Here is a 21,223-nt window from a genome sequence, read left to right as displayed (position 1 = left end):
CGCTATTCCGACGGCAAACAAATCGGCCGTGTCGAATCCTCACGGATAAACCGCACGATCTCCACCACCTGGTCGATATCCGAGAAGTTCTCCAGCACGTCGTCCAACCGCTCCTGGAAGGTGCCTTCCTCGGCGAACATCATACGATATGCCGTCCGCAACGCCAGGATCAATTCACGCGAGAAGCCACGGCGCTTCAATCCGACCAAGTTCAGCCCTTCCAGCCGCGCATGATTACCCCACACCGAGCCGTACGGAATGACATCCTTCGTCACGACTGCGCCGCCACCGATGAAACAATACCGCCCCAAGCGGGCAAATTGGTGAACGGCACATGATCCACCGAGAAAGACAAAATCGCCGATCTTCACGTGCCCGCCGACACTGGCCAAATTCGCCAAGATGACGTTATTGCCCAAAATACAGTCGTGAGCGATGCCCGAACCCGACATAAACATGCAGTCGTTACCCACGACCGTCACGCCGCCGCCCTTTTCCGTCCCCGTATGCATGATGACATGCTCGCGGACCAGATTACGCTCACCGACGATCAGCTTTGTCGGCTCGCCCTTGTGCGCCAAATGCTGCGGCGGCCCACCCAAACACGCAAACGGATGCACGACCGTATCCGCGCCGATATCCGTCACGCCATCGATCACCGCATGCGAGATAAGTCGCACCCGGTCCTGCAGCGTCACCTGAGCCCCGACAATGCTGTAAGGGCCGATCTGGACATCCTCGCCCAGCATGGCGCCATCATGCACAATCGCGGTCGGGTGAATCGTTACAGGCATTATTTCGGGCTTTCGACAACCATGGCAGCAAACTCGGCCTCACAGACGATCTTGTCGCCGACATAGGCCTCGCCGCGGAACTTGAACACGTCGCCGCGATGGCGAACGACCTCGACCGGCATGCGGACAACGTCGCCCGGACGCACGGGGCTGCGGAACCTTACACCATCGACCGACATAAAAAAGATGGTCTTGCCTTCAACATCTGCGTCTAAAGATTTCGACATCAAGACGGCGCCGGTCTGGCCCAGGGCTTCGATCAGCAGGACACCCGGCATGACTGGGTTTTCCGGGAAATGCCCATTGAAGAAGGGTTCGTTGAAACTGACATTCTTAATGCCGACCATCGACTTGTTTTTCACCCAATGTTCACCGCGATCGATGAGCAAAAACGGATAGCGATGCGGAATGCGCTTGAGGATCTCAGCGTAATCGACGGAAACATTCGAGATCTCCGACGTGGCAGCCTCCGCCTCGTCGCCGGCCTGAGCCGCGGCATCCCCCGTATCATCAATCAGGTTGGTCATGAAACGTCTTACCCCTTGTCCTTAACAGCCGCATTTTTTTCCAACCATACCACTTCGCGCAAAAACTGGCGTGAGGGCTTGGCGGGGAACCCCGATACCATGGAACCGGCCGGTACGTCCTTGAAAACAATTGCCCCGGCGGCAACTTTTGCACCGGTGCCGATCTCGATGTGATCGATAATACCGGCACGCCCGCCGAACATCGCCCCGTCACCGACCGTCACCGAGCCCGACAGGCCGGAGTGCGCTGCCACGATACAGTTGCGACCAATACGTACATTGTGGGCGATCTGGACCATATTGTCGATCTTGGTCGCTTCGCCGATGATCGTGTCTTCATAGGCGCCTCGGTCAACGCAGGTGCCTGCGCCAATGCTGACGTCGTCTTGAAGAATCACGCGGCCCAACTGCGGCACATCGACCAAACCGCGCGCGTCGCCGGACACACCGAAACCGGCCTCCCCAATACGAACACCGGATGACAATTGGACACGGTCGCCCAACAGGGCACAGTAGATGGTTGTATGGGCTCCAATCGTGCAATCACGGCCGATCCGCACACCCGGTCCCACGACGGTGTAGGCTTCGATGCGGGTCCCTGCGCCGATCTCGACGTCCTGCCCCAGCACAACACCAACGCCCAGGGTCACGCCCTCTTCGCGCTTAACCGACGGATGGATGGCCGCCATGCCTTCGTGCTTCCGCGGTTTATACAGCCTCGCTGCCAACCGCGACCATGAGGCCTGCGGGCTGGCACTGACGATCGGTACACTGTGCCCTGGGACGTGCTCGACATAATCGGCAGTGACGAAAATGAACTCGGCCTCTGTACGATGCAGATCGGTCAGGTAGCGGCGGTCGCTGAAATAAGCCGCCTTTCCCTCACCACTGAATCCGGCCCCGCCCAAAGATAAAGGGGCGCAGGCTACAACGTAGCCGCTCCCCTTTACATTCGGACGACCCAGGCGGGTCGCCGTCAAGGCCGCCACCTGATCCAAGTCTATTTTTGAACTGGTATCAAAAAAGCGCAGATCAGGCATGAACGGTGATGAATCCGGTTTTATTGGGCCGGAGCTGCGCCTTGTTGGCTCAGATCGACGCGATTGAAGGTGGGCAGAAGCTCACCCGTAGCATCGAGCTTTTGCACGACCGCGCTCGTGATGTCCATAGCAGGATTGACATAGACGAAGGTCGTCTGTGTTTCACCGGAACCGACGGGATAGCGCACGAGGCTGTCTGCGGACACAACGGTCGAGCACCCCTTGGCGGTAACAACAGAACTGATCTGCGGGACCATCTTCATGAAGATCGACGACATAGCCGCTTGCCGGGTATATTGCATTTCTTGATCGCGCTGCTGCGCCAAGGCCTGCAATTGCTGAGCGCGTTGCTCCCAGGCCTGTGCCTTGGTTTGGAAGGCTTGCACGACGGCAGGCGTTGCGGTCTTGGCCGGCTGGGCAGCTTGCAAGGCCTTACGATCCGTATCGAGCTGCGTGCTCAGACCGCTGATTTCGCTTTGGACCACGCCGTTAAGCTGGTTCAAACGATCGACGGCAGCCTTGCCCATTTTGGAATTGGACATGGCTTCGTTGGTATCGAGCACGCATTGACCGGCAATAGGTGCGCCAAAGGTCGGCGGAGTAGGCGCTGCGGGAGCAGCCGCCTGAGCGAAGACCTGACCGGATACGCCCGCCAGGGCCAAAACGCTCAGTGTGATGAGAAGCGATGATTTTTTCATGATTTTAAGCACTTCGGTTTGTGGTTTAGAACTGTGTGGATTGCGAGAAACGGAAGGTTTCGACCTTATCGTAGCTTTCTTTGGACAGGACCTGGCTCAGATCGAACTGAACCGGCCCCATCGGGGATTTCCAGCGAATAGTAATACCCGCCGACGCCCGCAGAGACAAGTCATCGACAATATTGGTCAGCGGTGCACCCGTCGTTGAATTGACCTTAAGACGATTGGAAACACTTCCAAGCGTACCTATATCGACAAATAGAGCCGTTTTAAGGCCGTATTGGTCCGGCAGCTTGTTCGGAATGCCCAGTTCGACCGAGCCGATGGCATAGGTCTGGCCGCCCAGGGCGTAGCCCGTCGACAGATCGCGCGGGCCCATACCGGCGTACTCGAAACCGCGCATCGTATCGCCGCCCTTGAAGAAGCGATCATTGATGCGGATAGCATCGCCACCCCATGCAATTTTGGAACCCGCGGTACCGGACACATGAAGGATCATGTCCTTCTTGAATCCATGGTACCAGTGGCCTTCGATCTCGGAGTCGACATATTTGACATCGCCGCCCAAGCCCGCAAAATCCTGCCGCAAGGTGAACATCCATCCACGGGTCGGTTGGATGTAATCGTTGCGCAGGTCGAAGCCCAGCGAATAGCCGACACTGGAGGTGACGCCGGCGCCACAATTATAGATCAGGCCGTCGCAGGCGCCGCTCGTCGTGATAAAGTCGCGCCGCAGGTTATAACGCAAACGCAGGATCGAATAACCGTTCAGGTTATAGCCCAAACGAACACCAGCACCGCTGGACGATGTCGAGAAATCGACGCCGGTATAATTATACGAACTGGAGAACAGATCGATACCCGCCGAGACATCGCGGCCCATGAAGTGCGGCTCGGTGAACGACGCTTCGATGTCCTTTTGTATCGAACCCGTTTGGACACGGACGCGCACGTCCTGGCCGGTGCCGCGGAAGTTGGCTTGGCTGATCCCGATATCGAGAATGAATTTTTGGTAGGACGAGAAACCGGCGCCGAACGACAATTCACCCGTCGGCTGTTCCTGAACGGCGACCTCGATATTGGTCTTGCCTGGATTCGCCGACGGCTTTTCGGTGATCTTGACGCCGTCTTCAGCCTGCTTGAAGAAGCCGAGGCCGTTAATGTACATCTTGGAACGTTCCAAGAGCGCCTTGTTATAGGCGTCGCCTTCGGAGACCAGCATCTGACGGCGGATAACACGATCAAGCGTCTGCGTGTTGCCGACGATATTGATCTTGTCGATATAGATGCGCGCACCTTCGTGCACGTCGAAGGTTAGGTCGACATTGTGATCGTTGGGATCGGCGTCTTCCTGAGGATCGATCTTGACGAACGCGTACCCAGCCGCGCCGGCCGCGAAGGTCAGGTCATCGACCGCCTTCTGCACGCGATCGCTTTCATAGAGCTGGCCCGGCTTGATCGAAATGGCGTGCTGGAGGTTTTCGGCCTTCAGCTTGTCGTTATCGGTTTTGATGGTGATGCGGCCGAAATTGTACTTTTGGCCTTCATCCAACGTGTAGGAGATGGCGAAATCTTTACGGTCCGGCGTCAGTTCGGCCACGGCCGAGATGACACGGAAATCGTAATAGCCACGGTTGGTGTAAAACTTGCGCAACTGCTCGCGGTCATAATCCATCCGGTCGGGATCGTAATTGTCGTTCGACGAGAAGAATTTCCACCACAGCGACTTCTGCGTCACGACAGTCGTTTTCAGATCGTTGTCGGAAAAAGCCTTGTTGCCGATAAAATTGACCGACGACACGCCTGTCTTGGCGCCTTCATTGATTTCGAAGATCAAGTCGACACGCTTTTGCGGCAGTTCGACGATCTTCGGCGTCACGGTTGCCGAGATGCGGCCGCCCTTGCGGTACAGCTCGATAATGCGTTGGACGTCTTCCTGAACCTTGGCCTTGGTAAAGACGCCGCGCGGGCGAATCTGGACTTCATCGCGAAGTTTGTCCTTTGTCAGGGCATGGTTACCTTCGAAGACGACCTGGTTGATAATCGGCGACTCGACGACCGTGACGACCATCTCATTGCCGTTCATCGCAATCTGCACATCCGAGAACAGATCGGTGCGATACAGCGCCTTCACGCCGCTGTCGATCAGTTCGGAGTCGACCGTGGCTCCGGTCTGAAACGGCAGATAGGAGATGATGGTCTGCGAATCGATACGCTCATTGCCCTCGATCGTGATGCGATCGATGTGCGCGGTCTGAGGAGCCTGAGGGGCAGGCTCCGCATCCGCCGGCGGTTGCGTGGCATCGGGCCCGGCCGGCGCGCCTTGCTGGGCGTCCTGCATGAAGACGCGTGCCTCAGCCCCCGTAGCGGCCAGCCCGAGATGGGCAAGCGCCAGAACACTGACGCTGAGGGTTAGGATACGGGTACGGGTCATGTGGCCTCGGTTAGCAGATGATGCAGTCAGGTCTGACGAAGGATTAAGCGAAGTCAGGCCGGACATGAAGAAATACCTTTAAGACAGTGTGCGACTGGCCGGATCACGAGAACAGTCCCCCGAAAAAGTGCGGAAGGCCGATGTGGTTAATATCATTCCACGCGGCGAATAGCATTAGCCCTAATACCAGCACTATGGCAATCCGGAAGGCAGCATTCTGAATTCCCTGCGGAATAGTCTTTTTGGTCACACTTTGATAGGCATAAAAGGCCAGATGACCACCGTCCAATGCCGGCACAGGCAACAGATTCAAGAAACCGACTCCAATCGAAATCAAGGCCATCATGTTGAGACTGTTCAGCACGAAATTAATGACCTTCACATAGACCGGCACCTTGGCTTGAGCAATCGCCATAGTCATGTCGCCGGTTGCTTTGGCCATGCCAAGGACGCCGCCAATCTGACTGCCATTTTCTCTTCTGATAAAAATGCGGCCGATATAGGTCAGGTTTGTATCGAGGGCCCGCCATGTCTGAGCATTGCCGATGACCAGGGCCTCCCAGGGATTGACGCGACGCTGGGTCGGCTGGTTGGCGAATTCGATACCAAGGCGCCCACCGGTCATGGTTTTGTCTCTGCCGGTCGGATCGATGATCGTGCGTTGCGGAGTCGCGTATAGAGTCAAAGTCTGGCTGCCACGCTCCACGACAAACGGCGTGCGCGTATTGGCGCGCAAGACGATCAAGATCTTGGCCTCACCCGCCTGGTCACGGACGTCCCTACCGTCGATTTGAGTAACAACGTCACCTGGCTGGAAACCGGCTTCTGCGGCGGGTGTGCCCGACCCAACGTTCAGAACTTTTGTCGGCATAACAGTCTGACCGATCGCCATGACGATCAGGGTGAAAACTATGATCGCCAGGACAAAATTAGCTGCCGGTCCCGCCAGGATGATCAGGAAGCGCTGCCACAACGGCTTGAAATGAAAATAGTCATTAACCGCAGCGGCGCCTTCACGTTCGACAATCAGGGCGCGGGATGCCTCGAGATCTTCGATCGACGGCATCATCGAACTGATGTTCTCGTCACCGGCGAACTTGACATAGCCGCCCAGAGGCAGGGCGCTCACGCACCATTCGACGCCGCTTTTGTCCTTATGACGCAGAAGTACCTTGCCGAAACCGACAGAAAACCGTTCGACCCTGGTCTTGAAGAGGCGGGCCACGCAAAAATGCCCCAGTTCGTGAAAGGTCACGATAAGGGAGATAATAACCAGGAACGGAATAATATAGGCCAGAAAACCTAACAAAAATCGGACTCCCCTACTCGTATTTTCGCGGCAGTTTTACGCATGCAAACGGGCCGTGGCAAAGAGATTTTGCACCAGGCCGCGCACCTCGGAATCGACAGCGAGGGCGTGTTCCATATCACGACTGCCGTGATCCTCAAAAGAGATAGAGGGCAATTGAGCCCGCATCATGGCAGTTTCAACGATTTCGGCGATATGGACGAAGGCGATTTTACGGTCGAGAAAGGCCTTTACGCACATCTCATTGGCCGCATTATAGACGATGGTCATGCCCTCCCCGGCTTCCAGGGCCTGACGCGCCAGCGGCAACATCGGGAAAGCTTCGGCGTCAGGCACGCAAAAAGTCAGCGCCCCGCGTGACGCCAGGTCGAGCTTGGGTGCCTGCCAGGCCAAACGTTTCGGCCAACCGAGCGCGTACGAAATCGGCACGCGCATGTCGGGAGAACCTAGCTGCGCCAGAGACGACCCGTCGGCATATTCGACCAGGCTATGGATGACCGATTGCGGATGGACCAGAACGTCGATCTTTGACGGGGGCATGTCGAAAAGATAGGCGGCCTCAATGAACTCAAGGCCCTTATTGGCCAGGGTCGCGGAATCGATAGTGATCTTGGCGCCCATACTCCAATTGGGATGCTTGAGCGCCTGCTCGACAGTAACGGCCTTCAAATCCTCGCGCGTGCGGCCGAGGAACGGCCCGCCGGATGCCGTTAGGATGAGTTTGCTGACCGTATCTTTTTGCGCCCCGTCAAGCACCTGGAAAATGGCATTATGTTCGGAATCGACCGGCAATACCTTTCCGCCATTGGCTTCGACGCGTTCAATCAGGGCACGGCCGCAACATACCAGGCTTTCCTTGTTAGCCAGGGCCAGGACGGCGCCCGTTCCGGCGGCGGCCCAGGTCGGACGCAGGCCGGCGATGCCGACTATCGCCGCCATGATCCAATCGACCTTACGACCGGCTGCCGCAAGCAGTGCATCTTCGCCGCACGCAATGCCTAGACCACTGCCCGCCATCAGGTCCTTGAAGACTTGCCATTGGGATTGATCGGCCAGGACCGTGATCGCCGGCCTGTATTTTAACGCCTGCTCGGCCAGCAATTCGACATTGCGCCCGCCGATCAGGGTGTCGATGACGTAGTCCTCACCATTGACGCCGGTCTCGTCGAGCAAACGCAGGGTCGAGACGCCGATCGAGCCGGTGGACCCGAGAATAGATATTCGACGCGTCATAAAATCACAGTACCCAACATGACCAGCATTCGGATAATTCCGACCGCTACAATGGCGAACATAAGCCCATCGACACGATCCATCAATCCGCCATGGCCAGGGATCAGGGTGCCTGCGTCCTTCACCCCGAACCGCCGCTTCAGAGCCGATTCCCACAAATCGCCAGCCATGGTCGACAGAGCCACGATCAGTCCGACCAGAGAGGCCGACGTATCGTGCTTGAACAGATGCGTCAGGTCGGACAACGAGCCGGCCGTTAACATGCCTGCGATCATGCCACCGGCAAACCCAGCCCAGGTCTTATTCGGCGAATAACGCCGCCACAGTTTCGGCCCACCGACCAAGCGGCCGACTAGATAGGCGGCGCTGTCGGCTGCCCATGCGATCAAGAAGGCGAACAGCACCCAGGTAACGCCCTCACTGCCTTGCCGCAGCCACATGATCACGACGGCGGGCAAACCAATATAGAGAACGCCATAGCTGGCATCCATCCAACCGGCCTGCAACCGATAGGCATAAAGTCCGGCACACAGGGCGCCGAAAATCAAAATCAAAATCGACAGGATCGGGTGGCCGAGATAACCGACAAACAAGCCGCTGATCGCTGCCAATGCCACAGCCGCGGCGATGCGCCCCGACACGCCCGGCGCCGCCATGAAACCCCATTCGATACTGAGCAAGGCGACGCCGATGCTGATCATAACCAGGAACGGCCAGGGTTCCGAGAACGGCATGCCACGGATCGGCAAGATGGTGATGCCCAATACCACGGCGATCAGCGACAGGGCCGAAACCACTCTGATGATCAATTCCCGGGTTTTCGCGCCTTTTTTTGCCGGCGCCGCGGCCGGGCTAGGCGGACTGGTTGACATGGGTCTCGATCGCGCCAAAGCGGCGGTCACGCCGGGCAAATATATCCAGCGCCGCTTTCAGCGCGTCATGGCCGTAGTCGGGCCATAGAATGTCCTGGAAAACAAACTCGGCATAGGCGGCCTCCCACAACAGGAAGTTCGACAAGCGATGTTCACCGCTGGTGCGGATCAACAGGTCGAGCGGCGGCAGGCCGGCTGTCGACAAATATCCGCCAAAGGTTTCCGGTGTGATATCGTCGGCGTTCATCTGTCCGTCCCTGACCTTTGCCGCCAAGATCCTGGTGGCCTCGACGATATCGGCCTGGGCGCCATAGTTGAGCGCTACCTGAAGAAAAAAGCGTGAATTGTCCTTCGTCCGGGCGTGGGCATCGTCCACCAAGCCAACGATGTCGCGCGGCAGGCCGTCTTCCTGGCCAACGATACGAACGCAGACACCTTCCTTGCGGAGGCGTTCCAGGTCGGACTTGATGAAGGCACGCAACAGGCCCATCAAATCATTGACCTCGGCTTCCGGCCGGCGCCAGTTTTCCGTCGAAAAGGCGAAGACGGTCAAATGGGTGATGCCGAGCTCGACAGCCGCCGTAATTGTCCGTTTCAGCGCATTGACGCCGGCACGATGGCCCATAGTGCGGATCTGATTCTTGGCCTTCGCCCACCGGCCATTGCCGTCCATGATAATGGCGACATGGAAGGGCGAATTTTCCCTCTTGGGCGCAGAACCGGTCACGCCGGCCGGCGGCGTGTCATTCGATGCATCCATGGGGCCTAAAGGCATGCAGGTAACTTTCCTGAAGCGGGCGGGTCCTGTCGTGACCGCCAGCCTGAACTACATAGATTAAGGCCCCGTCATCAGCAGATTTACACCTGCATGATTTCGGCTTCCTTGGCCTTGAGCACTTCGTCGATACGCTTGATCGCCTGATCCGTAAAGCCCTGCACTTCCGTGCCGCCCTTCTTCTCTTCGTCCTCGCTGATCTCCGACGCTTTTTCGGCCTTTTTAAGGTCGTCCATGGCTTCGCGACGCACATTGCGCACGGCGACACGTTGGGTTTCCGCATACTTGCCGGCAATCTTGACCAATTCCTTGCGGCGCTCTTCGGTCAGTGGCGGGATCGGAATACGCAGGGTCGTGCCATCGGTGATCGGGTTGAGGCCTAAGCCCGCGTTGCGGATGGCCTTTTCAACGGCGCCGACGGAGCTCTTGTCCCAGACATTGACACTGATCATACGAGGTTCAGGCACGCTGATCGCAGCACAGGATTGCAATGACATGCTGGAGCCGTAGATGTCGACCATGACCTGGTCGAGCAGAGAGGCGGAAGCGCGGCCGGTGCGCAGGCCGCTGAAGTCGTCCTTCAGCGCCGAAACGGCCTTGTCCATGCGATCTTTGTAGCGATTGAGTTCGGGCTTTGCCATGGCGTTTTCCCTTTGTGTTATTGCGAAATGACGGTGTAGGTACCCTGGCCGTGAATGACCTCATGCAGGGCGCCCGGTGTACGGATCGAAAAGACAACGATCGGAATATCGTTTTCGCGCATCAGCGACACAGCCGACGCATCCATGACGCGCAGGTCACGCGACAGAACTTCGAGATAGTCGAGGACGTCGTAGCGCTTGGCGTCAGGATCGCGCTTCGGATCGGCGGTGTAGACGCCATCGACCGAAGTGCCCTTGAACAGAGCGTCGCAGTTCATTTCCGCCGCTCGCAGAGCCGCGGCGGTATCGGTGGTGAAATAGGGCGCGCCGGTCCCGGCGGCGAAGATGACCACCCGGCCCTTTTCGAGATGGCGGATGGCACGGCGGCGCACGAAGGGCTCGCATACGGCGTTCATCTGGATTGCCGATTGAACGCGGGTGTCGATGCCTTGTTTTTCAAGGGCGTTCTGCATGGCCAGGGCATTCATGACGGTCGCCAACATGCCCATATAGTCGGCGCTGGAGCGTTCCATCCCGACCGCGGCCTTGGACAGGCCGCGGAAGATATTACCCCCACCGATCACCAGGCACAATTCGACACCGAGACGAGCGACATCCGCGACTTCCTCTGCCACGGCCTGGACCGTCTTCATGTCGATCCCAAAACCCTGATCGCCCATCAGGACCTCGCCGGAAATCTTCAGCAGGATGCGCTTGTATTTCAGCTCTGAAGGCGTCGCGGTCGGCATATCGGTCATGGGGAGCTCCGGTGAATCAGTCAGGCGACGCGTGGCAGCGTCGCTTTAGCGCTTTGCGTTGTCTTTGAATAGACAAAGGGGCGCGGACATGTCAAATGCCGCGCCCCTGAATGGGTAGATTTATGGGGAAGCTTTATGGATAAGCTTATTGGCCGCCCGTCATCGAAGCAACTTCCGACGCGAAATCGAGGGCGACCGGCTTTTCAACGCCTTCGCCGAGGGCGAGACGTGTGAAGCCGGTGATCTTGACCGGGGTACCGAGGGTCTTGGCGGTTTCGGCCACCAACTGCTCGATCGTCTGATCCGGGTTCATGACGAAGGCTTGCTTGTGCAGCACAACTTCTTCGTAGAACTTACGGATGCGGCCTTCGATCATCTTTTCGATGACTTGCAGCGGCTTGCCGGATTCCTTGGCCTGTTCGGTCAGGATGGCCTTTTCGCGTTCGACATGTTCCTGGTTCAGGTCCTCGACCGACAGCGACAGCGGCTGGGTAGCCGCGACGTGCATAGCGATCTTGCGGCCCATGTCTTTCAACACGTCCGGGTCGCCAGCGGATTCGATAGCGACCAGAACGGCGATCTTGCCGAGGTCCGGCGAAGCGATGACGTTGTGGATGTAGGATGCAACGACGCCTTCGGCGACGGTGAACTTGTCGAAACGACGCACAACCATGTTTTCGCCGATCGTGGCGATCAGGTTGGTGATCTCGTCCTGAACGGCGCCGGCGACGTCTTCGACGCTGCTGGCGGTCAGGCCGGCCTGGCCGGCGTGACGTACCACGGTCTGGAACAGTTCGTTGCGGGCGACGAAGTCGGTCTCGGCGTTGACTTCAACAGCAGCGGCGGTCATGCCCTTGCCATCGACCTTGGTGGCGACCACGACCAGGCCTTCGGCGGCAACGCGGTCAGCCTTCTTCGCGGCCTTGCTGAGGCCCTTGGTACGCAGCCAGTCCATCGATGCTTCGATGTCACCATTGTTTTCGGTCAGGGCTTTCTTGCAGTCCATCATACCGACGCCGGACTTTTCGCGCAGTTCCTTGACGAGGCTTGCTGTGATTTCAGCCATGGAGTGTCTCCAGAATCAAAAGTTTCAGATGCAGCCGTCTTACCGGCCATTCATGTCAATTGAGCAACGGCTTAAAGCGCAATCCAAAAAGTGCCTCCCACTTTTTGGATAAATTGCGCGTCAAAAACAAATGATTAGAGCGAAATGACATTCTACCAAAAGTCACTTCGCTCTAATCTGGGTTTTCGACCCGGCTTTAAGCTGCGCACACTACTTTGGGGAAGCCGCTATATGGGAAGCCCCACATAGAAAAACTAGGCTTCAGTGGAAGCCTCGGCCGGCTCGGCGAGGGCAGGCTCGATCGGGTCGATGGCGGCGCCGAGATCGCGGCCCGAAGCGACTTGGCCGGCGGCCAGGCCGTCCAGAACCGAGTCGGCGACCAGGTCGCAGTACAGTTGCAGGGCGCGGGCGGCGTCGTCATTGCCGGGGACCGGATAGGTGATACCGTCGGGATCCGAATTCGAATCGAGGATGGCGATAACCGGGATGTTGAGCTTGCGGGCTTCCTGGATGGCAATGCCTTCCTTATTGGTGTCGATCACGAACATCAGATCGGGGATGCCGCCCATGTCCTTGATACCGCCGAGGCTCAGTTCCAGCTTTTCGCGTTCACGCGTCAGGGTCAGCAGTTCCTTCTTGGAACGGCCGGCCGGATTGTTGTCGAGAACCTGTTCCAGCTCGCGCAGACGAGCGATCGAGCCCGAAATGGTGCGCCAGTTGGTGAGCGTGCCGCCCAGCCAGCGGTGGTTGACGTAATATTGCGCCGAACGCTTGGCGGCGACGGCGACGGGGCCTTGGGCTTGGCGCTTGGTACCGACGAACAGGACGCGGCCACCGGCAGCAGCAACTTCACGGACCTTTAAGAGGGCCTGGTGAAACAGCGGCAGCGATTGCGACAGGTCGATAATATGGATGTTGGAGCGCGAACCAAACAGGTAGCGTTCCATCTTCGGGTTCCAACGGTGGGTTTGGTGACCGAAGTGCGCGCCAGCTTCGAGCAAAAGGCGCATAGAGATTTCTGGCATAGCCATGAGAGTCGTATCCTTCTTCCGATAATCCTCCGCAGATAGAAAAGCCTTGAAGGACCCATGCCCCTCTCGACCTCGGAACGCTATTATCATGAGGATAATGGCGCACATCTGCGTGTGAGATGGCGTGCACCTATTCACAATTTCAAAAAAAAGCAACCCTCAGACAAAAGAAAAACCATGCTTTTGTAACTAAACGTCTTCGAAATACAAAACGCCGGGCGTCATCTTGAGGCTGCCGCGCAGATGCGCGTCGAGATTATAGCGCTGCGGTAATTTGAATTCGATCTGACCTTCGCTGCCCAGGTCGGTCATCAGACTGATCTCACTCCCTCGCTCGGCCTTGGCCGCTTCGAGCTGTGCGCGCAGACTGGCGAGATCGATGATCTGCGCCGATACATAGACTTTCAGGCCGAGGTCGTCGGTTTTCAAGGTAGCGGCCATCGGCCCTGCGTCGTCCCCAAAGAAGCGCACTTCACCGTCCTTGCCCTTACAACGGACCTTGAGAACGATCGAAGCGCCGGGCTCGAGTTGGTCGCGGTTCTTGCGCAGCGATTCCGGTGGGAACAGCACTTCATATTCGCCCGTCGGGTCGGACAGGGTGACAAAGGCGAACTTTTCGCCCGACCCCGCGGCTGCCCGTTCCTGGCGGCGCCGCACGACACCGGCCATGCGGAAGGCTTCCTGACCTTCGGCGGCCAGGCTGAGTGCTTCGGCATAAAGAGTAATGCGCCGGCGCTTGAATACCTCGACCATGTCCTGCAACGGGTGTCCCGACAGATAGAAGCCGATCGCCGCCAATTCCTCATCAAGACGCGCCGGCCCCGAAGTCGCCGGAATATTGGGCAGGCGCGGCCGAGACGATTCATTGGAGCCGAACAGGCTGACCTGCGACGAAGCGCGGTCGGCAGCCATGCTTTGGGCATAGGCAATCAGGACGTCAGCGGCGCCGACGATTTGCGCCCGATTGGGATGTATGGAGTCGAAGGCGCCCGCCTTGGCAAGATTTTCCAGCGCCCGCTTGTTGACCGATTTCGGATCGATACGTTCCAGGAAGTCGAACAGGTCTGTAAACTTGCCACCCTCCTCCCGCGCCTGAACAACGCTCAACATGGCTTCGAAGCCAACATTGCGGATAGCGCCCAGCGCGTACAGCACCTCGCCGTTTTCAACGTCAAAATCGGCCATGGAGCGATTGATATCGGGCGGACGGATGACGACATTGAAGCGTCGCGCGTCCTGATAGAACACCGCCAGTTTATCGGTGTTGGTGATATCCAGGCTGAGGGTCGCCGCAAAGAACTCGACCGGATAGTTAGCCTTGAGATAGCCCGTCTGGTACGAAATAAAGGCGTAGGCGGCGGCGTGCGACTTGTTGAAACCGTAGCCGGCGAACTTGTTGACCAGTTCGAAAATGAAATCGGCCTGGCTTTCGGGGACGTTATTCTCAGCGGCGCCGGAAATGAAGCGCGCCTTTTGCAGGTCCATTTCCTCCTTCTTCTTCTTACCCATGGCGCGGCGCAGCAGATCGGCTTCACCGAGGCTATAGCCCGACAGGATCTGGGCGATCTGCATCACCTGTTCCTGATAAATGATAACGCCGTAAGTCTCCTTGAGGATCGGCTCCAGGCTGGGATGGAGCATATCGATCTCCATGCGGCCGAATTTCCGGTCGACATAGGTATCGATATTGTCCATCGGGCCCGGACGATAAAGCGAGATCAAGGCGGTTATCTCTTCCAGCGATCCGCACCGCAACTTGCGCAGGGTGTCGCGCATGCCCTGGCTTTCAAGCTGGAACACCCCGATCGCCTGGCCCGACGCCAGGAGCTCATAGGTCGGCGCATCATCGAGCGGCAGGGTTGTGAAATTGATCTCAACGCCGCGCTTGAGCAGATATTTCATGGCGCGATCAAGCACGGTCAAGGTCTTCAGTCCGAGGAAGTCGAACTTGACCAGGCCTGCGCTTTCAACCCACTTCATGTTAAACTGGGTGGCGGGAATGTCGGAACGCGGATCGCGATAGAGGGGCACCAGTTCCGTCAGTGGACGATCACCAATGACGATACCGGCGGCGTGGGTCGAAGCGTTGCGGTAAAGCCCCTCCAGTTTCAATGCCGTATCGAGCAATCGCTTGACGGTCTCTTCTTCGTCGCGCGCCTGGCGCAAGCGCGGTTCGATCTCGATGGCTTGGGCCAGGGTCGTCGGATTGGCCGGATTATTCGGCACCATCTTGGACAGACGGTCCACCTGCCCCAGCGGCAATTGCATCACCCGTCCCACGTCGCGCAGAACGGCGCGCGCCTGCAATGTACCGAAGGTGATGATCTGAGCCACCCGATCGCGTCCGTATTTCTGCTGGACGTAGGAAATGACCTCTTCGCGCCGCTCCTGACAGAAGTCGATATCGAAGTCGGGCATGGAGACCCGCTCTGGATTGAGGAAGCGTTCGAACAGCAGACCGAAGCGCAACGGATCAAGGTCCGTAATGGTCAATGCCCAGGCGACGACGGAGCCGGCGCCCGATCCCCGCCCTGGTCCTACCGGGATGCCGTGCGATTTCGCCCATTTGATAAAGTCGGAAACGATCAGGAAGTAGCCCGGAAAGCCCATCTTCTGAATGACGCCGATTTCGCGCTCCAAACGCGCCCAGTAGTCTTCGGCGGGAAAGGCCAACTGAACCTGCGACAGGCGCATCTTCAATCCTTCGCGCGCCTGCCAGGCCAATTCCTCGGCTTCATTGCGGCCGGCGCCAGTGTCGAAACGCGGCAGGATGGGATCGCGCTTGCTGACCATGAAGGCGCAGCGCCGAGCAATTTCCACGGTATTGTCGCAGGCTTCCGGCAAGTCGGCGAACAATTCGCGCATCAGTTTGGCCGGCTTGAACCAGTGGTCGCGCGTCACTTTGCGACGATCTTCCTGGCCCATAAAAGCGCCGTCCGAAATACACAGCAGGGCCTCGTGGGCGGAGTAGAGGTCGGCGGAGGCAAAGTGGACGTCATTGGTGGCCACCAGGGCGACATCGTTGCTATAAGCAAAGTCGACCAGTCCGGCCTCGGTTATGCTGCCCTTGACGCCACCGTGGATACTGCCGTCGTGACGCTGTAATTCGATGTAAAAGCGATCGCCGAACACCTCAAGCATGGATCGCAAAGCGGCCTTCGCCTCTTCTGGCCGGTTCTGCTTGAACAGGACGTCGACCGGACCATCAGGACCACCCGACAGCAGCAACAGACCGTCATTGTGAGCGACAACCTCGTCCCAGGTGACGTGAGGCTCCTCCATCGCATCAGCCTCGACATAGGCGACGGACGACAATTTCGTGAGATTGAGCCAGCCCTGCTCGTTCTGGGCATAGAGGACGATGGTCGGTATTTTGCCCCACCGTTCGGTCGGCGTGCCGCCTATGCCCTTCACTGGCAGAGCGCAGCCGATAATAGGCTGAATACCGGAATCCTTGCACGCCTGGGAAAATTCAAGACCTCCGAACAGATTGCAGCGGTCGGTCATGCCGACAGCCGGCATTTCGTTTTTCAGCGCCAACTTGCCCATGTCGTAGGCCTTGATCGCCCCCTCAAGAAGGGAATAGGCCGACCTGACCCGAAGATGGACAAATTGATCGCTCACGACACGCACTCCTGCAGGCGGGCCTCACGACTGTCTCCGACTCAAGAGGCCAGAGTCAGCAGGTGACACATGAGGACAACAAAGCCCGCAACGGCGGCGAATGACAACAGGTTATGAACAGCGCTGACCATTTTTCCACATCCTTTGATTTGCTCTTCCGAACATCAATTCATGCTTTGTTCTATATTCTCCTTTTGTTCCACAGCCAAGGGAAAACTTTCATCCACCGTGAACAAAATGACAACACGCTGAAACGACAGAAGATTTTGCGAACTATAAAGCGACGCTGACGTCGGCTTCCACCAGCACGCCGTTCTCAAGGCGCACCACGCGATCCATATGCTGGGCCAGTTCCAGATTATGGGTGGCGATCAGGGCGCCGACACCCTGCTCCTTGATGACGTTCTTCAAGGCTTCGAACACCTGTTTCGAGGTGTTGGGATCGAGATTGCCCGTCGGTTCGTCAGCCAGCAGCAAACGCGGCTTGTTGGCCAGGGCACGCGCCACGGCAACACGTTGCTGTTCACCGCCCGACAGTTGCGCCGGCAGGTGATCGAGTCGTTCCCCCAAACCGAGCGCCGTCAACAATTCCCGCGCCCGCGCCTCGCATTCCTTCGTCGGTCGGCCGAGAATGCGCTGGGGCAAGGCGACGTTACCGAGCGCCGTATACTCCGGCAACAGATGGTGGAACTGATAGACGAAACCGATTTTGTGCAGACGCGCCTGGGTTCGCTGATCGTCATTGGCCTTGGCGAAATCCTGACCGTCGATGATCAACCGCGTATTGGGCGCAGCTTCCAGCAAGCCAACGGCATGCAATAACGACGACTTACCGGAGCCCGACGGCCCGACCAAACCGACCAATTCGCCGGCATTGACCTCGAGGTCGACGCCCTTGAGCACGGCCAACTTGCGGCCTTCGCCCGTATCGTAATCGCGATGCAGCCCCTTGAGGCTTAACACACTACTCATAGCGCAAGGCCTCCACCGGTTCGAGCTTGGACGCCCACAGGGCCGGGAACAGAGTCGAAATGCTGGCGGCCAGCAGCGAGGAAATCACCACGAAAGCAACTTCCGACAACTCCATCCGTGCCGGAATATGGTCGAGATAGTAGATGTCGGCCGGGAAGATTTTCATACGGAAAATCCATTCGATCGCATCTTGAATCTGATGAATGAAGATGCAAAACAACGCCCCTAAAACCAAGCCCGACAGGGTGCCGACGGCCCCGATACTGGTGCCGGCAATAAAGAAGACCCGCGCGATCGACGAACGATCCGCCCCCATGGTGCGCAGGATGGCGACGTCGCGTGTCTTGTTTTTCACCAACATGACAATACCCGAAACGATATTCATCATGGCGATAATGACGATAAAGAACAGGATGAACCGCATGGCCGTGCGCTCCACCTTCAGGGCGCCCCATAGCGAAGCGTTCTGTTCGGTCCAGTCGGCGTAGAGCGCCCCCTCCCCGGCCGCCGCCATGATCGGCTTGCGGAACTTCGCGATGTCATACGGCTTGTCGACCTTGAGTTCGACAGCGTCCCATTCGTCATCGCGGCCAAAGAACATCTGCGCCTGTTCCAACGGCATAAAGACAAAGGCCTTGTCGATCTCGCTGACGCCGCTTTTGAAAATTCCGCCGATAACATAGGTGTTTCGCCGTGGCACGGCACCAAACGCCGTCGATCCACCCGGTGACGTTAAGGTCACCTCATCGCCAGGAATGGCATCGATCTGGTTGGCGACCCCATCGCCGATCATGATGGTATTGCCGCCATAGTCGCCAACACCGAACTTGTCGATCGAACCACCTTTTTCGACGGTCTTCGCGATGATCGGCGTTTCCGTCAAGGCTTCCGGTCGCACGCCGCGCATATAGGCGAGCGCTGTCGCACCGTTGCTGGACTGGATCAGGCCAGGGGAATCAATAAATGGCGTCGCCGCCGTGACGCCAGGCACTGCCAGCAAGCGCTTTACCATCTCGTCGCGATGGGCGAAATCGCGGATCGGCGCGCCGGCAACATCGGCATGCCCACCGAAAGCCAGGGTGCGCGACATCATCTCGTCGCGAAAACCGTTCATGATCGACAGCACGCTAATCAGCGCCGTGACGGCCAGCATGATGCCGATAAAGCTGATAATGGCGATCACCGCTATGCCGCCGTCCTTGCGCCGCGTGCGCAGGTAACGCATGGCGAGGTCGAATTCCCACGCCTTGAAGCCGAACAACGACCGGAAAAAGCCCATATGATCAGACCCCGGTCAATTGTGCTAAAGCGGCCACCAGTGGCAGTATCTGCCGCTCGCCGGTGGCGCGGTTCTTCAATTCGACATTGCCGTCGGCCAATCCCTTCGGCCCGATGATCAACTGATGCGGAACACCGATCAGGTCCATGGAGGCAAATTTGGCGCCAGGACGATCGTCGCTGTCGTGATACAACACGTCCTTGCCGGCTTTTTGGAGAGCCTTATAGGCCTCCTCGCACGCGATATCGCAGGCAGCATCACCCACGCGCAGATTGATAACGGCGCAGTCGAACGGGGCCACGCTTTCCGGCCAGATGATGCCGTTGTCGTCGTGGCTGGCTTCGATGATGGCGCCCAGGAGACGCGACACACCAATGCCGTACGAACCCATGTGGACTGTGATATCGCCATCGGGACCATTGACCACGGCGCGCATCGGCTTGGAATATTTTTCACCGAAATAGAAGATGTGCCCGACCTCGATACCGCGCGCCGACAATTGCTTGTCTGCCGGCACCTTGGCGAAGGCCTCGACATCGTGCATCTCTTCGGTCGCAGCATACAACGACGTGCGTTCCTCGAAAATGTGCTGCAAATTGTCCCAGTCGACGTCATGGCCCGGTGCCGGCATGTCGACCAGATCCTTGTGACAGAAAACGGCGCTTTCGCCGGTATCGGCCAGGATGATGAATTCGTGGCTAAGATCGCCGCCGATCGGACCGGTATCGGCGCGCATCGGCACAGCCTTCAACCCCAGGCGAGCAAAGGTATTAAGGTAAGCCACAAACATACGATTATAGGATTTACGCGCTGCCGCTTCGTCGATATCGAAGCTATAGGCATCCTTCATCAGGAATTCGCGGCCGCGCATGACGCCGAAGCGCGGGCGCTGCTCGTCGCGGAACTTCCATTGCACATGGAACAGATTGAGCGGCAGATCCTTGTACGACTTGACCGTACCGCGGAAGATTTCCGTGATCATTTCCTCATTGGTCGGCCCGTACAACATCTCGCGCTCGTGGCGGTCCTTGATGCGCAGCATTTCCTGGCCATAGTCTTCGTAACGGCCGGATTCGCGCCACAGGTCAGCCAGTTGCAGGGTCGGCATCAATAATTCGATGGCGCCGGCGCGCTGCATTTCTTCCTGGACGATCTTTTCGATCTTCTTCAGCACCTTGAAACCCAGTGGCAGCCAGGCATAGATGCCCGCAGCTTCCTGGCGAATCATACCGGTGCGCAGCATCAGACGGTGCGAGACGATCTGTGCCTCAGCGGGGTTTTCTTTGAGCAAGGGCAGGAAAAAGCGCGACAGGCGCATGGTGAGAATCCGTATGGCTATGGGTTGGCGCACCCTAGAGGGTCGGGTTGCCGCCGTGAAGAGGCTTTGCGTAAGAAATGCGGCGGATTTGGGCCTAATCCTTGAGCTTCTGCAGGACGTAGGCCTCAAAGCGAGCCGGGTCCGGCTGACCCTTGGGATTGGTGGCGTAGATATCGACCAGTCCGCTCCAATCCAGTCCTTCAGGGCCTTGTGCGACGTCGCGCGCCATATCCGGCCGCCAATCGTTTAGCACCGCGTGTGCCTGATGCAGCTCGGTATAAGGCCCGATATGTTTGATCATCGCATACCGTCCACCAGGCAAAAGTCCAACATGGAACTGGTCGTCACCGGCCACAGGTTCGGCCAAGGTAAAGCCGATATCGACCGCGGCACCTTCACGGGTCATGCGGCGGTAGCGTGCTATGGCAATGTCCGGCTTGGCCTCCGGATGCGCGCTCAACCACATCGATACGTGACCCAGCCCGACAGTTATCGTGGACGGCAGGTCGTCATACTTGGACAGGGCGCGAATACAAATATATGGCCGGTCCGGCGTCGTGATGATCTCGGGATCGGACAGCATGTCAATTGATCTCGGGCAACGGGATATGGATGACGAACATGAACAGCATGACGATACCCCACACGACCAGGGCGACCAGGCTGTTGATCCAGACCTTTTTCCACAGATTATGGGTGATCGGCGCACCCGGATCGTTGCCCTTGATCGTCTCGGTGCCGGCTTCGTGCGGCGTGACGTTCCACAAAGGCAGGATGGCGAAGAAGGTCACCCACCAGATCATCAGATAGATGGCCAGCCATGTGATCGGGTTCATTATGTTGTGTCCTTCA

The 21,223-nt window shown here is 57.9% G+C and carries 19 protein-coding genes; all 19 read right to left on the bottom strand.

The features are described 5' to 3' along the window. Nucleotides 1–2: 2 nt before the first annotated feature. Nucleotides 3–794: an acyl-ACP--UDP-N-acetylglucosamine O-acyltransferase gene (gene lpxA, locus AC1DX3_RS00835; protein ID WP_476987334.1), complete on the bottom strand. Its 792-nt coding sequence runs from the start codon at nt 792–794 to the stop codon at nt 3–5. Beyond that, nucleotides 794–1,321, bottom strand: a complete 528-nt coding sequence (gene fabZ, locus AC1DX3_RS00830) for a 3-hydroxyacyl-ACP dehydratase FabZ (RefSeq protein ID WP_476987333.1) — start codon at nt 1,319–1,321, stop codon at nt 794–796. Before fabZ ends, lpxA begins: the two co-directional genes overlap by 1 nt. Nucleotides 1,322–1,329: 8 nt before the next feature. Continuing rightward, nucleotides 1,330–2,361 carry a UDP-3-O-(3-hydroxymyristoyl)glucosamine N-acyltransferase gene (gene lpxD, locus AC1DX3_RS00825; protein WP_476987332.1) on the bottom strand — a complete coding sequence of 344 codons (1,032 nt, stop codon included), beginning with the start codon at nt 2,359–2,361 and terminating at the stop codon, nt 1,330–1,332. Between the two features lie 20 nt (nt 2,362–2,381). After that, a complete protein-coding gene (locus tag AC1DX3_RS00820; RefSeq protein WP_476987331.1) occupies nt 2,382–3,059 on the bottom strand; it encodes an OmpH/Skp family outer membrane protein in 678 nt (225 codons plus the stop codon). Nucleotides 3,060–3,084: 25 nt separating this feature from the next. Then, on the bottom strand, nt 3,085–5,493 hold the full coding sequence (gene bamA, locus AC1DX3_RS00815; protein ID WP_476987330.1) for an outer membrane protein assembly factor BamA: 2,409 nt from the start codon (nt 5,491–5,493) through the stop codon (nt 3,085–3,087). Nucleotides 5,494–5,596: 103 nt separating this feature from the next. Continuing rightward, nucleotides 5,597–6,802, bottom strand: a complete 1,206-nt coding sequence (locus AC1DX3_RS00810; RefSeq protein ID WP_476987329.1) for a M50 family metallopeptidase — start codon at nt 6,800–6,802, stop codon at nt 5,597–5,599. 36 nt (nt 6,803–6,838) lie between these two features. Then, complete coding sequence (gene dxr, locus AC1DX3_RS00805) at nt 6,839–8,035, bottom strand: 1-deoxy-D-xylulose-5-phosphate reductoisomerase (RefSeq protein WP_476987328.1); 1,197 nt, start codon at nt 8,033–8,035, stop codon at nt 6,839–6,841. Further along, nucleotides 8,032–8,844, bottom strand: coding sequence for a phosphatidate cytidylyltransferase (locus tag AC1DX3_RS00800; RefSeq protein ID WP_476987327.1), 813 nt, complete (start codon nt 8,842–8,844; stop codon nt 8,032–8,034). Before AC1DX3_RS00800 ends, dxr begins: the two co-directional genes overlap by 4 nt. A 43-nt stretch (nt 8,845–8,887) precedes the next feature. After that, a complete protein-coding gene (gene uppS / locus AC1DX3_RS00795) occupies nt 8,888–9,682 on the bottom strand; it encodes a polyprenyl diphosphate synthase (RefSeq protein WP_476987326.1) in 795 nt (264 codons plus the stop codon). A gap of 83 nt (nt 9,683–9,765) precedes the next feature. After that, nucleotides 9,766–10,323 (bottom strand): ribosome recycling factor, encoded by a 558-nt coding sequence (gene frr, locus AC1DX3_RS00790; RefSeq protein WP_476987325.1) that lies wholly within the window; start codon nt 10,321–10,323, stop codon nt 9,766–9,768. 17 nt (nt 10,324–10,340) lie between these two features. Further along, on the bottom strand, nt 10,341–11,072 hold the full coding sequence (pyrH, locus tag AC1DX3_RS00785; RefSeq protein WP_476988018.1) for a UMP kinase: 732 nt from the start codon (nt 11,070–11,072) through the stop codon (nt 10,341–10,343). Between the two features lie 154 nt (nt 11,073–11,226). Then, complete coding sequence (gene tsf, locus AC1DX3_RS00780) at nt 11,227–12,147, bottom strand: translation elongation factor Ts (protein WP_476987324.1); 921 nt, start codon at nt 12,145–12,147, stop codon at nt 11,227–11,229. A 254-nt stretch (nt 12,148–12,401) separates the two neighbouring features. After that, a complete protein-coding gene (rpsB, locus tag AC1DX3_RS00775) occupies nt 12,402–13,178 on the bottom strand; it encodes a 30S ribosomal protein S2 (protein ID WP_476987323.1) in 777 nt (258 codons plus the stop codon). 189 nt (nt 13,179–13,367) lie between these two features. Further along, nucleotides 13,368–16,802 (bottom strand): DNA polymerase III subunit alpha, encoded by a 3,435-nt coding sequence (gene dnaE, locus AC1DX3_RS00770; RefSeq protein ID WP_476987322.1) that lies wholly within the window; start codon nt 16,800–16,802, stop codon nt 13,368–13,370. Between the two features lie 273 nt (nt 16,803–17,075). Continuing rightward, nucleotides 17,076–17,774 carry an ABC transporter ATP-binding protein gene (locus tag AC1DX3_RS00765; RefSeq protein WP_476987321.1) on the bottom strand — a complete coding sequence of 233 codons (699 nt, stop codon included), beginning with the start codon at nt 17,772–17,774 and terminating at the stop codon, nt 17,076–17,078. Further along, a complete protein-coding gene (locus AC1DX3_RS00760; protein ID WP_476987320.1) occupies nt 17,767–19,053 on the bottom strand; it encodes a lipoprotein-releasing ABC transporter permease subunit in 1,287 nt (428 codons plus the stop codon). The genes AC1DX3_RS00765 and AC1DX3_RS00760 overlap by 8 nt, the downstream gene beginning before the upstream one ends. Before the next feature lie 4 nt (nt 19,054–19,057). After that, nucleotides 19,058–20,371 (bottom strand): proline--tRNA ligase, encoded by a 1,314-nt coding sequence (gene proS / locus AC1DX3_RS00755; RefSeq protein WP_476987319.1) that lies wholly within the window; start codon nt 20,369–20,371, stop codon nt 19,058–19,060. A gap of 94 nt (nt 20,372–20,465) precedes the next feature. Continuing rightward, nucleotides 20,466–20,954 carry a GyrI-like domain-containing protein gene (locus tag AC1DX3_RS00750; protein WP_476987318.1) on the bottom strand — a complete coding sequence of 163 codons (489 nt, stop codon included), beginning with the start codon at nt 20,952–20,954 and terminating at the stop codon, nt 20,466–20,468. Between the two features lies 1 nt (nt 20,955). Beyond that, nucleotides 20,956–21,207, bottom strand: a complete 252-nt coding sequence (locus tag AC1DX3_RS00745) for a DUF1467 family protein (RefSeq protein ID WP_476987317.1) — start codon at nt 21,205–21,207, stop codon at nt 20,956–20,958. Nucleotides 21,208–21,223 lie beyond the last annotated feature (16 nt).

The sequence above is a fragment of the Asticcacaulis sp. P2_B1 genome (assembly GCF_056404915.1).
The sequence above is the reverse complement of the archived record's forward strand: the minus strand, read 5'-3'. Positions and strand labels throughout refer to the sequence as shown.